General features: G+C 62.9%; 13 protein-coding genes. 10 read left to right on the forward strand and 3 right to left on the reverse strand.

Features of this window, described 5'->3' with window-relative positions; genetic code table 11:
- Positions 1-42: 42 nt before the first annotated feature.
- The 3 genes from BMX59_RS27510 to rtcA are packed head-to-tail and all read left to right on the forward strand — an operon-like array spanning position 43 to position 3,105.
- A complete protein-coding gene (locus tag BMX59_RS27510) occupies positions 43-1,269 on the forward strand; it encodes an RtcB family protein (protein WP_093128040.1) in 1,227 nt (408 codons plus the stop codon).
- 13 nt (positions 1,270-1,282) lie between these two features.
- Positions 1,283-2,071, forward strand: coding sequence for a nucleotidyltransferase domain-containing protein (locus BMX59_RS27515; protein WP_093128042.1), 789 nt, complete (start codon positions 1,283-1,285; stop codon positions 2,069-2,071).
- Positions 2,072-2,079: 8 nt separating this feature from the next.
- A complete protein-coding gene (gene rtcA, locus BMX59_RS27520; RefSeq protein ID WP_093128045.1) occupies positions 2,080-3,105 on the forward strand; it encodes an RNA 3'-terminal phosphate cyclase in 1,026 nt (341 codons plus the stop codon).
- Here rtcA and BMX59_RS27525 read toward each other — a convergent pair.
- The gene (locus tag BMX59_RS27525) at positions 3,102-4,145 is read right to left on the reverse strand and encodes a LacI family DNA-binding transcriptional regulator (RefSeq protein WP_092245969.1); all 1,044 of its coding nucleotides are present in this window, start codon (positions 4,143-4,145) and stop codon (positions 3,102-3,104) included. The genes rtcA and BMX59_RS27525 overlap by 4 nt on opposite strands.
- Positions 4,146-4,307: 162 nt before the next feature.
- Between BMX59_RS27525 and BMX59_RS27530 the strand changes: the two genes are divergently transcribed.
- The 5 genes from BMX59_RS27530 to BMX59_RS27550 are packed head-to-tail and all read left to right on the forward strand — an operon-like array spanning position 4,308 to position 8,787.
- A complete protein-coding gene (locus BMX59_RS27530) occupies positions 4,308-5,402 on the forward strand; it encodes a fatty acid desaturase family protein (protein ID WP_092245966.1) in 1,095 nt (364 codons plus the stop codon).
- A 29-nt stretch (positions 5,403-5,431) separates the two neighbouring features.
- Entirely contained in the window at positions 5,432-5,752 is a 321-nt protein-coding gene (locus BMX59_RS27535; protein ID WP_058426960.1) for a MocE family 2Fe-2S type ferredoxin, read from the forward strand.
- Positions 5,753-5,754: 2 nt separating this feature from the next.
- Positions 5,755-6,954 carry an NAD(P)/FAD-dependent oxidoreductase gene (locus tag BMX59_RS27540; protein ID WP_093128048.1) on the forward strand — a complete coding sequence of 400 codons (1,200 nt, stop codon included), beginning with the start codon at positions 5,755-5,757 and terminating at the stop codon, positions 6,952-6,954.
- A 1-nt stretch (position 6,955) separates the two neighbouring features.
- On the forward strand, positions 6,956-7,774 hold the full coding sequence (locus BMX59_RS27545) for a sugar phosphate isomerase/epimerase family protein (protein WP_093128050.1): 819 nt from the start codon (positions 6,956-6,958) through the stop codon (positions 7,772-7,774).
- Between the two features lie 50 nt (positions 7,775-7,824).
- Positions 7,825-8,787 carry a Dyp-type peroxidase gene (locus BMX59_RS27550; RefSeq protein WP_093128052.1) on the forward strand — a complete coding sequence of 321 codons (963 nt, stop codon included), beginning with the start codon at positions 7,825-7,827 and terminating at the stop codon, positions 8,785-8,787.
- 77 nt (positions 8,788-8,864) lie between these two features.
- On the opposite strand, the gene BMX59_RS27555 is transcribed toward BMX59_RS27550, so the two are convergent.
- On the reverse strand, positions 8,865-9,737 hold the full coding sequence (locus BMX59_RS27555) for an undecaprenyl-diphosphate phosphatase (RefSeq protein ID WP_071488256.1): 873 nt from the start codon (positions 9,735-9,737) through the stop codon (positions 8,865-8,867).
- A gap of 168 nt (positions 9,738-9,905) precedes the next feature.
- On the opposite strand from BMX59_RS27555, the gene BMX59_RS27560 reads away from it, so the two are divergent.
- Positions 9,906-10,412, forward strand: a complete 507-nt coding sequence (locus BMX59_RS27560; RefSeq protein WP_092246184.1) for a GNAT family N-acetyltransferase — start codon at positions 9,906-9,908, stop codon at positions 10,410-10,412.
- Here the strand turns inward: BMX59_RS27560 and BMX59_RS27565 are convergent.
- A complete protein-coding gene (locus BMX59_RS27565) occupies positions 10,390-11,334 on the reverse strand; it encodes a GlxA family transcriptional regulator (protein ID WP_071488257.1) in 945 nt (314 codons plus the stop codon). The genes BMX59_RS27560 and BMX59_RS27565 overlap by 23 nt on opposite strands.
- Positions 11,335-11,493: 159 nt before the next feature.
- On the opposite strand from BMX59_RS27565, the gene BMX59_RS27570 reads away from it, so the two are divergent.
- Positions 11,494-12,171 carry a type 1 glutamine amidotransferase domain-containing protein gene (locus BMX59_RS27570; protein WP_092245952.1) on the forward strand — a complete coding sequence of 226 codons (678 nt, stop codon included), beginning with the start codon at positions 11,494-11,496 and terminating at the stop codon, positions 12,169-12,171.
- Positions 12,172-12,174: the final 3 nt, after the last annotated feature.

The raw sequence follows: 12,174 nt of genomic DNA on the forward strand, positions 1-12,174 counted from the left end.
CCAACGCCGCAGTGTCGGCCTGCACATTAAAGAATCGAGATCATGCAAGAGACCACCTACCAACTGCTGGAAGTCGCCAACGGCAAGCCGATCAAACTCTGGACCCAGGGTGTGCCTGTGGAGCCTGAAGCGCGCGCGCAACTGATGAACACCGCCCAGATGCCGTTCATTTTCAAGCACCTCGCGGTGATGCCCGATGTGCACCTGGGCAAGGGCTCGACCATCGGTAGCGTGATCCCCACCGTGGGCGCGATCATCCCGGCGGCGGTGGGCGTGGATATCGGCTGCGGCATGATCGCTGCGCGTACCACGTTGATGGCCGGCGACTTGCCCGACAACCTCCACGGCCTGCGTTGCGCCATCGAGGCCGCAGTGCCGCATGGTCGGACCCATAGCCGTAAAGGTCGCGACAAAGGTGCGTGGGAAAATGTACCGACCCAGGCCGATCATGTGTGGTCGGCGCTGCACCCGCGCTTCAAGGCGATCACCGACAAGTACCCGCAACTGGAGCGCAGCAACAACCGCCACCACTTGGGCACCTTGGGCACCGGTAACCATTTCGTCGAGGTGTGCCTGGATGAAGCCAACCGTGTGTGGTTCATGTTGCACAGCGGCTCCCGTGGAGTGGGTAACGCCATCGGCAACTTGTTTATCCAACTGGCCCAGGCGGATATGCGTCAACACCTGGCCAACTTGCCGGACCGCGATCTGGCGTACTTCGAAGAGGGCAGCCAGCACTTCGATGACTACGTGGAAGCCGTAGGCTGGGCCCAGGATTTTGCCCGGCAGAACCGTGAGTTGATGATGCGTGCGGTGGTCCAGTCCACGCGCCAGGTGATCAGCAAACCGTTTGAAGTGGCGCTGGAGGCCGTGAACTGTCATCACAACTACGTGCAGAAAGAGCGGCACTTCGGCGAAGAAATCCTGGTCACGCGCAAAGGTGCGGTGTCGGCGAAGAAAGGTGAACTGGGGATTATCCCGGGCTCCATGGGCGCCAAAAGCTTCATTGTGCGTGGGCTGGGTAACGAAGAGTCGTTCTGCTCCTGCAGCCACGGCGCCGGGCGCACCATGAGTCGCACCAAGGCGAAGAACACCTTCACCGTGGCCGACCAGATCCGCGCCACCGCCCATGTCGAGTGCCGCAAGGATGCCGATGTGATCGACGAAATTCCGATGGCCTACAAGGACATCGACCAGGTTATGCACGCTCAGCGCGAGCTGGTGGAAGTGCTGCACACCTTGCGCCAGGTAGTGTGCGTCAAAGGCTGAGAGGGGAAGCAAGATGCAAAAGGATGAACGCCACCCATTGAGCGACGCCATGCGCGCGCGGGTGCTACAGGAGCTTGACCGCATAGAGCGCGAACGCAATGTCACGGTGTTGTATGCCTGTGAGTCCGGCAGCCGGGCCTGGGGGTTTGCGTCCACCGACAGCGACTATGACGTGCGCTTTGTCTACGTGGAAAAACCCGACTGGTTCATGCAGGTAGATGCGCCGCGCGATGTGATCGAGCGTCCGTTGGATGACGAATTGGATGTCAGTGGCTGGGAGTTGCGCAAGACCCTGGGCCTGCTGCGCAAATCCAATCCCACGTTGCTGGAATGGTTGGACTCGCCGCTGGTGTATCGCCAGCACGTCGAGGCCACACAACCGTTGCGCGCCTTGGCAGAGACGTTCTACAGCCCGTCGGCGGCGCGCAGTCATTATCTGTCAATGGCCAAGAAAAACTTCCGTGGTTACCTGCAAGGCGACACGGTGCGGTTCAAGAAGTACTTCTACGTGCTGCGGCCATTACTCGCGGTGCGTTGGATCGACCTCGGGCTGGGCCGGCCGCCGATGACGTTCGCCGATTTGTTGAGCACCGTGGATGACGCGCAACTGCTCGATGAAGTGGCAACCCTGCTGGCGTTGAAACGCAATGCCGGGGAAGCGGCCTACGGGCCTCGGCGTCCGGCGCTGCACGCGTACATACAAGCTGAATTAGAACGCAGCGTGCCTGGATTGCCACGAACTCATGCGGATTCACAACAACTGGACCAGTACCTGCGGGACACGGTCAAACGCTTTGCTTAAGGATGACGATGAAACAGGACGTGATTGAACTCGACGGCGCCATCGGCGGTGGCCAGGTACTGCGCAGTGGCCTGAGCTTGTCGATGGTGACCGGACTGACCCTGCGGATTAAAAATATTCGCGCCAAGCGCAGCCGGCCAGGGTTGATGCGTCAACACCTGACCGCTGTGCTGGCGGCGGCGCGAGTCTGTGGGGCCCAGGTACACGGTGCGCAATTGGGCTCGCAATCCCTGGTGTTCGAGCCGGGGCCGATTCAAGGCGGCGAATACCGCTTCAGCATCGGCACCGCCGGCAGTTGCACCCTGGTGTTGCAGACCCTGTTGCCGGCCTTGCTGCGCGCGCCCACGGCCAGTCGCGTGACGATCTGCGGCGGCACCCACAATCCGCTGGCGCCGCCGGTGGACTTTTTGCAGCGGGCCTGGCTTCCGCTGTTACGGCGCATGGGCGCGGTTATCGAATTGAGCTTGAACCGGTATGGGTTTGTGCCTGCCGGTGGTGGTGAGTTGGAGGCGTTTATTCAGCCGGCGCAACTGGCACCGTTGCAGTTGATGCAGCGCGGAAAACTGCTCGAAGCCCGGGCGATAACGCTTAACGCCGGGTTGCCTGCGCAGGTCAGCGAACGCGAGTTCAAGCGCGTGCGCCAGCGCTTGTCGTTCGATGACTCCCAGTTGTGCCCGATTGAGATCGACCCGGAACGAGGTCCGGGCAACATGCTGATGTTGGAGTATGTCCATGAGCACGTCACCGAAGTGTTCAGCGCTTTTGGCCAGGTCAACGTGCGCGCCGAGACGGTGGCTGACCAGGCGATCGAGCAGGTCATGGAATGGAAGGGCACCGACACGGCTGTGGGCGAACATCTGGCCGATCAATTGTTGTTGCCGATGGCATTGGCCGGCGGTGGTCGTTTCACCACACCGCATATGAGCGACCATCTGCACAGCAACATGCAGGTGATCCAACACTTCCTGCCCGTGCTGATTGAGAGTCACGTGCGGGAGGAGGGCGGTTTGATCATCCAGTGCCGTGCCCGCTAGAGGTTCTCCGACGTCACAATCTGCGGCGGTATATACACCCGCTGCCGCACCGGATCGAACCCTTCGGCAGTCTGCAACTCCACCATCAACTGCACCAACGCCGTCGCCGTCTGCCCCGGCTGCGAGTCCATCACCACATCGATCAAACCCTGGCGCAGCGCCTGGCGCGACAGCTCGGTGGACTCCTGCAGGATGCAGCACAACGCCGGCCGCCTGGGCAACTGCGCCAGGGCGCTGATGATGCCGTCGCCGCCGCCACCCACCACGCATAGACCGCGCAGATCGCTGTGGCGGCTGATCAGGTCGAGGGTGGCTTCTTCGGTAATGTCGCAGTTGTCGAGGTTGATCAACGGCTCCAGCGGCTTGAGCCCCGGCGCGTGCTCGGCCAGGTAGCTGTGCAGGCCTTCGACCCGTGCCTGGTGGCCGAGGAAACGATGGCCGCCGAGCAGGATGCCCACGCTGCCTTTGCGCGCGCCGCAGGTGCGGGCGAGCAGCCAGCCCATGGTGCGGCCGACCACATTATTGTCCTGGCCTACGTAGGGTTCCTCCGCCTGTTCGTGGATATCCGAGAGCAGGGCGACCACGGGCACGCCGGCTGCGCGGATTTGCGCCAGGCAGGCGTTGATCGACGGATGGGCAAAGCTGACCACCGCCAGGCCATCGCACTGCACGGCCAACTGTTCGATCTGCGCGACGATGGCGTTGGGCGAGCGGTCCACGATGTACTCGAACTGGCACGTCAGGTTGGCGTTGGCATGCTGCTCCGCGGCGGTGCTGATGGCCTGCGCCAGGCTGGCATAGAACGCCTGGGCGGTGGCCAGCAACAGGATGCCGAAGCGATAGGTCGGCCGACGCTCGCGAATGCGCTGGCCGATCAGCCGCGCCGCAAAATACCCCACGGCTTCGGCCGCCTGGAATACCTGCTCGGCAGTCTCGGGATTGACCGGTGCCCGCGCATTCAATACGCGGTCGACCGTGGCCACACTCAGCCCGGCATGGGCGGCCACGCTGGCGATGGTTGGGCGTTTGTTGTTGTTCATGACTGGCCCCTTGTGCGTCTTGATAGAAAACTATCAAGCCCCGCTGGGCCTGGATGATAGCTTGATAGGGAATGGATTCAAGGCCTTGAGGGTGAATAACCCGTTCTCTAAGGTGGGTTTCACACAGCACCAGAAACCACCCGCTTGGGGAGAACAATAACAATGCCTGAACACACCGCTCCTATCGGCCGCCGCGACTACAGCCTCACCGGCCCCGAAGCCGCCCGCGCCGCTGAAAAAGGCCTGGTCTCGGCCAGTTGGTACCAATCGCCGATCTCGCGTAAACGCATGAAAGAACTGATGCAACGCCGTGACGGCCCGGCACTGCTCGACACCGCGATCTGGGTGATCGCACTGTTTGCCAGCGGTTTTGGCGGCTACTGGTTCTGGGGCACCTGGGCCTGCGTGCCGTTCTTCCTGGTCTATGGCGTGCTGTATGGCACTGCTTCCAACCCGCGCTGGCACGAAACCGGCCACGGCACCGCCTTCAAGACCCGCTGGATGAACGATGTGCTGTATCAGGTCGCCAGCTTCATGTGCATCTTCGAACCCCACGTGTGGCGCTGGAGCCATGCCCGGCACCATACCGACACCATCGTGGTCGGCCGTGACCCGGAGATCGTCGAACCGCGTCCGCCGAGCTTCTGGATGATGTGCCTGAGCCTGTTCAACCTGCCCCTGGCCTGGAAAACCTTCAGCGGCGTGGCGCGCCATGCCATGGGCAAGATGAGTGCCCAGGAAGCGGACTTCATCCCCGAATCCGAATGGCCCAAGGTGTTCCGTGCCGCGCGTATCTGGGTCGGCATTTATGCCGTGGTGATCGGCACCGCGTTGTACCTGCATAGCTGGTTGCCGCTGATGCTGGTGGGCCTGCCGAGTATTTATGGCGCGTGGCTCGGCTATCTGTTTGGCCTCACGCAGCATGTCGGCCTGGCCGAAGATGTACTCGACCACCGCAGCAACTGCCGCACCATTTACATGAACCGCGTGCTGCGCTTTATCTACATGGACATGAACTACCACCTCGAACACCACATGTACCCGATGGTGCCGTACCACGCCCTCGCGCAACTGCACGACGAAATCCGCAGCGACTGCCCGCCGCCGTACGCCAACCTGTTCGAGGCATTCAAGGAGATCCTGCCGACCATCTGGAAGCAGCGCAGCGATCCCACCTATTTCGTCCAGCGCCCGATTCACCCGAATACGCCTCCGGCTGCCCATGCGCCGGTGCATGCAGAAACCGCTGCCGGTTGAACCCCACCCAAGAACAAGAGAAAAACGCCATGAACGATCAATGGATCGACGTCTGCGCCGTGGGCGAAATAGACGAAGAAGACGTGCTGCGCTTCGACCATGGGCCGCACACCTATGCGGTGTATCGCTCGGCCGAGAATGAATTCTTCGCCACCGCCGGGCTGTGCACCCACGAGAAAATCCACCTGGCCGATGGCCTGGTGATGGACCACGTGATCGAGTGCCCCAAGCACAACGGGCGCTTCGATTACCGCACCGGCAAGGCCCTCGGCGCGCCGGTGTGCGTCAACCTCAAGACCTACCCGGTGCGGGTCGAAGCGGGGCGGGTGTTGCTCGCTGTCACGGCCTGATCATGCACGATCCCTTGATCATCGTCGGCGCCGGTCATGCCGGCGGCCGTGCGGCGCTGACCTTGCGTGAAGAAGGCTACACCGGGCGGCTGATCCTGATTGGCGATGAGCCGCACTTGCCCTACGAGCGGCCGCCGCTGTCCAAAGGCGTGTTGCAGGGCACGGCGGACCTGGCCGGCTGCAGCCTGTGCGACAGCGCGCGACTGGCCGAGCTGGGTATCGAGCACATCGCCGCTAACCCGGTGACGCAGTTGCAGCCGCAACAGCATCGCCTGCAACTGGCCGATGGCCAATGGCTGCGGTACGCCGGCCTGCTGCTGGCCATCGGTGGGCGGGCGCGCCGGTTGCCTCAGGAGCAGGCCAACCTGCTCTACCTGCGTACCCACGATGAAGCGCTGGCCCTGCGCGATGCGCTGAAGCCCGGCACGCGGTTGGTGGTGGTCGGTGGCGGCTTTATTGGCCTGGAAGTGGCGGCCACGGCACGTGGCCTTGGCTGTGAGGTCACCCTGCTCGAAGCCGGGCCGCGATTGGCGGGCCGGGTGTTGCCGGCCGTTATCTCTGAGGCGCTGCTGGCCCTGCATCGCCAGCACGGGGTCGATGTTCGCCTGAATGTGGCCTTGGAATCGATCCACGCCGACGCCGTGCTGCTGGTGGACGGGCAACGCTTGCCCTGCGACCTGGTGGTGGTCGGCATCGGCATGCAACCCAATATCGAATTGGCCGCCGCAGCGGGGTTGGACGTGGGCCAGGGCATACGCGTGGATACGCACCTGCGTACCAGTGCGCCGGATATTTTTGCCGCCGGTGACGTGTGTGAGTTTCGCCTGGATGGCCTCTATCAGCGCCAGGAAACCTGGCGCAACGCCGAGGTCCAGGGCCGGCATGCGGCATTGAACCTGCTGGGCCGCGATGTGCCGTTCGAGGCGCTCCCCGGGTTCTGGTCCGACCAGTACGACTGGGGCTTGCAGACCGTCGGCGTGCTCACGCACTCGACGGTCAGCCGGCCTTTGCCGGGCGGCGGCATGTTGCTGTTCCATCTCGATGCCGATCACCAGTTGCAAGGCGCGTGCGGATGGGCGCCAGGCAACAGCGTGGCCAAGGACATCAAACTCTGCGAGCGCCTGATCAGCGCGCGACGCTCACTCGATCCCGCCAGCCTGGCCAACCCCGAGCTGTCCCTCAAACACCTGCTGCGAGGCTGATATGCGCCAATTCCTGGTGTTCCAATCCCTGTGGGCCATGCAGACCGAACCCGGCCCACTCGAGGCTCAACTCGAGCGCATCAAGGCCGCCGGGTTCGACGGCATTACCGATCATTACTTCAAGCCCGCCGATGTCGCCCGCCTGCACGCCGCCGCCACGGCGCAGGGCTTGCAGATCGAAGGCCAGTTGTTCCCGCAGTCGGTGGATGACCTGGCCGCCGCGCTGGAGGTGATCAGTGGCTATGGCTGCCACCACCTCACCCTGCAAGCCGACGTGCGCCCACGCACGCAAAGCGAAGCGGCGCGATTGGTCGAAGGCTGGCAGCGCTTGGCCGAACAGGTGGAGTTTCCGGTGCTGCTGGAAACCCACCGTTATCGCCTCACCAATGATCTGCTGTTCACCCTTGACCTGCTGGCACAGATGCCCGACTTGAAGCTGCTGGCCGACCTGTCCCACTACGTGGTCGGGCACGAACTGCCGGAGCCGGGCGCCGCCGAGGACGATGCGCAGATACGCAGCATCCTGCGCCACAGCTGGGGTTTCCACGGTCGGGTAGCCAGCAGCGAGCAGGTGCAAGTCTCGTTGGCGTTTCCCCAGCACCAAGCCTGGGTCCGACGCTTTACCGAGTGGTGGCGCTACGGGATCGAAGACTGGCTGGCGCGCCCGCAGACGCCGCAGAGCCTGTCCTTTACCTGCGAACTCGGCCCGCCGCCTTATGCGATCACCGGCGCGGACGGGTGCGAAGTCAGCGATCGCTGGTCCGAAGCGCTGAAGATGCAGGCGCTGATTCGTGAGGTGTGGCGCAGTTGTCAGAAATGATCTGCTAATCTGCGCGGGTTCAATCTCGCCCTTTAGCCTGGACTTTCACCATGATCCCATCCTCCGTTCAGCCGCCCCTGGAACCGCAGTCCGTGTGCCACCCGATCACCAGTAGCGCGATTTTCATGGTCGCCACTGTCACCCCCGGCAGCGAGGACACGGTACGCGCCTGGTGCGCCGATATCGCCGGGCTGGTGCGCTCGGTGGGCAAGCGCGTGCCGGCCGGCAACCTGACCTGCGTCTGCGGGTTTGGCTCGGACGCCTGGGACCGCCTGTTCGGCGCGCCACGCCCGGCGGCGCTGCACCCGTTCCGCGAGTTCGGCGTGGAAGGGCGCATGGCCGTGTCGACACCGGGGGATATCCTGCTGCATATCCGCGCCGAACAGATGGACCTGTGCTTCGAACTGGCCACCCATCTCATGGCGGCCCTGGGCGACAGCGTTAAGGTGGTGGATGAGGTCCAGGGTTTCCGCTATTTCGACATGCGCAGCATCATCGGCTTTGTCGACGGTACCGAGAACCCGGTAGGGCGCAAGGCCGAGGGCTTCACCATCGTCGGCGACGAAGACAGCGAATTCCGTGGCGGCAGCTACGTGCTGGTGCAGAAGTACCTGCACAACATGACGGCGTGGAATGGCTTGACGGTGGAGGCCCAGGAGAAAGTGATCGGGCGCACCAAGTTGTCGGATATCGAGTTGGACGAAGAAGCCAAGCCGAGCAACTCCCACAGCGCCTTGACCGTCATCACCGACGAGCACGGTGAAGAAGTGAAGATCCTGCGCGATAACATGCCCTTTGGCCGGCCAGGTGCCGGGGAGTTCGGCACCTACTTCATCGGCTATGCACGCTCGCCGCAGCCCCTGGAATTGATGCTGGAAAACATGTTCGTCGGCCGTCCGGTGGGCAATTATGACCGTCTGCTGGATTTCAGCACGGCAGTCACCGGCGGCCTGTTTTTCGTGCCCTCGGCCGACCTGCTGGAAGAACTGGCCGACCGAACCGGCAGTCTGTAAGGCAACACGGTACAAAGGTGGGAGAGGGCTTGTCCCCTTCCACATTGGATTAATGCTGGTTTGAGATTAATGTCAGATCAGCTCAGCAACCCAGTGCTGACCGCCACAATCAGGAACACCCCCAACAGCGCGCGGTAGATCACGAACGGCCAGGTGGAGAACCGCTCCAGGAACTTCATCAGGCCCCAGATCGCAAAGAACGCCGAGACGCTCGCCACCACCAGACCGAACAGCAGATGCGGCCAGGCATGGGCCGGCATGTCGGCGTGCAGCAACACCCACAACTCCTTCAGCCCGGCGAGGGCGATGGCCGGCAGGCCCAGCAGGAAGGAGAAGCGTGCAGCTTCCTCACGCTTGAAATTGAGAAACAACGCAGCGGTCAGCGTAGAGCCGGAGCGCGATACCCCCGGAATCAACGCGCCAATTTGCGCGATCCCGACGATCAACGCATCGCGCAGGCGCATTTCGCTCACCTCACGGGTGTGGCGTGCGCGTACTTCCGCCACAGCCAGCAGCACCGCCATCACCACGCAGGAAATACCGATCACCATCAGCCCACGCAGCGGCGAGTTGCAGGCATTCAAGGTCGACGACAACGCCAGGCCGGCAATCCCGATGGGAAGGGTCGCCAGCACAATCGCCACCGCCAACTTGAACCAACGGTCGTTGTAGTCACCCCGACGCACCGCGCCGATGCTGCCGGTGGTGACCTGGCGCACATCGCGCCAGAAGTAACTGACCACCGCGGCCAGCGCCGCCAGTTGCATGGCCGCGGAAAACGCCGAGCCGGGGTCTTGCCAGCCGAGCAGGGCGGGCACCACGCGCATGTGGGCGGTGGACGACACCGGCAGCAATTCGGTAATGCCCTGGATCACGCCAAGGATGAAGATCTGCAGGTAATCGAGGGAGGCAAAACCCACATCCAGGCCGGCGGTACACATGTTGGTCAAAATAGGTGTCCTTGAAGAGCAGGGGCAAATTTCACGAAGTTTATTCGAAATGTTTCAAGGTTTTGGGCGAGGCAACACCTATTTGCAATCGGTTCAGCAAGTAGAAAGGTTGGCCTCTCCTCGCGTTTTGTGAACAATGGCGCCCTGCGTTTTTTCACCGAGAGCCCCATGCCCGAAGTCACCGTCGAATTGATCCAGACCGGCCCCGAAGCCGCCGAGCTGATCCGTAATCTCTACCAGTACTACGCCTATGAGTCGTCCGACTGGGAACAGGAAGATGTGGAGGCGGACGGCCGTTTCTACATCCATGACGAACACCTGGCCCGCTACTGGCAAGACCCGCAATGGAGCGCCAACTTGCTGCTGGTGGATGGCTACATTGCCGGCTTCCTGCTGATCGAAGGCAGCGAATTGCCAGGCATCGATGCCCTGGAGCTGGCCGATCTGTTCATCCTCAAGCGCTACCGCCGCAAAGGCATCGGCCGTGCCATCGCCAGCCAGGTGCTGTGCAGCGGCCAGGCCAATTGGCTGGTGCGGTTCTATGACCAGGACGAAGTGTCCCAGGCGTTCTGGCGCACGGTGCTGGATAACCTGCCGCGCCCGGTACAGACGATAGAGCTGGAGGATGACCCGCAGTTGGTCAGTTACCTGGTTACGCGGGCGGCCCTGCATTAAAGGCCTGTTGCATCACCGCCGGCGGCTGCCCGAACGCCCTCAGGAACGCCTGGCGCATGCGCTCGCGATCGCCAAAGCCGGTTTCGCGGGCCACCACCTCCACAGGGTGACGGCTGGTTTCCATCAGTGCCCGGGCGGCTTCCACGCGCAGGGCTTCGATGGCTTTGGCCGGTGTCTGCCCGGTTTCCTCACGGAACACCCGGCTGAACTGGCGCGGGCTCAGCCGGGCGACATCGGCCAAGGTCTCCACCGTGAGGTCGTGGGTCAGGTTCTCACGGGCGTAGGCCAGGGCCAGTTGCACGCGGTCTGACTTGGGGTCCAGCTCCAACAGCGCCGACAGTTGCGATTGTTCACTGCCGCGACGTTGGGCAATCACCAGTTTGCGCGCAATGCGCCGGGCGAGGTCGCTGCCCAGGTCGTTTTCCACCATGGCCAATGCCAGGTCCACCCCGGCGCTCATGCCGGCACCGGTCCACACCTGGCCGTCCACCACGAACAACTTGTCTTCTTCCAGCTGGATGTGCGGGTAGCGCTTGCGAAAGGCCGGCGCGTGAATCCAGTGGGTGGTGGTGCGCTTGCCTTCCAGCAGGCCGGCTTCGGCCAGCACGAAGATGCCCATGCACAATGACGCGACGCGCCGCGACTGGGCAGAGGCGGCCTTGACCTGTTCCAGCAGGTTGGCTTCCGGCAGGCGGAACTCCATGTAGCCGCCGACGATCAAGGTGTCATAGCCCTCGGCCCGAATGGGTGTGGTGTTCACCGAAAAGCCCTGGGATGTCATCACCGCGCCGCCGGTCTCCGAGACCAGGTGAAACGCATAGGCCGGCTCGCCGCGCAACAGGTTCGCGCACTCGAACACCGAGCCCACGCTGAGGCTCAGGCATTCGAAATTCGGGTAGACCAGCAGCGCAACGCTGTGCATCGTGTTTCTCCAGGGGGTAGGGGAGACGCGATTGTCGGTGGCTGGGCGAGAAACGGCAACTGCCGTCGAGCGATGTCCGAAAACCTTGCGGATATGACGTTGTGAGGCGACGCCCGGGCTCCTAAGCTTCAACCCACAGTCATCCCGAGGCACTCGACAATGAAAGTATTGATGGTATTGACCTCTCACGATCAGTTGGGCAACACCGGCCGCAAGACCGGCTTCTGGCTCGAAGAATTTGCCGCACCTTATTACGCGTTCAAGGACGCCGGCGCCGAGGTGGTGCTGGCATCCCCGGCCGGCGGCCAGCCGCCGTTGGATCCGGTGAGCGATCAGCCGGACTTCCAGACCGAACAGACCCGCCGCTTCGCCGCCGACCCGGCCGCGCAACAGGCCCTGGCGACCACGCTGAAGCTGGATTCGGTCAACGCCGATGCCTTCGACACCGTGTTCTACCCAGGCGGCCACGGCCCGCTGTGGGACCTGGCGGAATCGCCGGTTTCCATTGCGTTGATCGAGTCCTTCGAGCGTGCCGGCAAGCCGATCGGCTTTGTCTGCCATGCACCGGGTGCCTTGCGTCATGTCAAGGCGGTCAACGGCGAGCCGTTGGTCAAGGGCCGGCGTGTCACCGGTTTCTCCAACTCGGAAGAAGCCGCCGTTGAATTGACCGATGTAGTGCCGTTCCTGGTGGAAGACGAGTTCAAGAAGCTGGGTGGCCTGTATGAGAAAGGCGCTGACTGGCAGTCCTTTGTCATTACCGATGGCTTGCTCGTCACCGGGCAAAACCCCGGCAGTTCCAGCGATGTCGCCAAGGCCCTGCTGAAACTCACTGCCTGACTC

The sequence above is a fragment of the Pseudomonas sp. NFR09 genome, from assembly GCF_900111535.1.
GTDB classification, from domain to species: domain Bacteria; phylum Pseudomonadota; class Gammaproteobacteria; order Pseudomonadales; family Pseudomonadaceae; genus Aquipseudomonas; species Aquipseudomonas extremorientalis.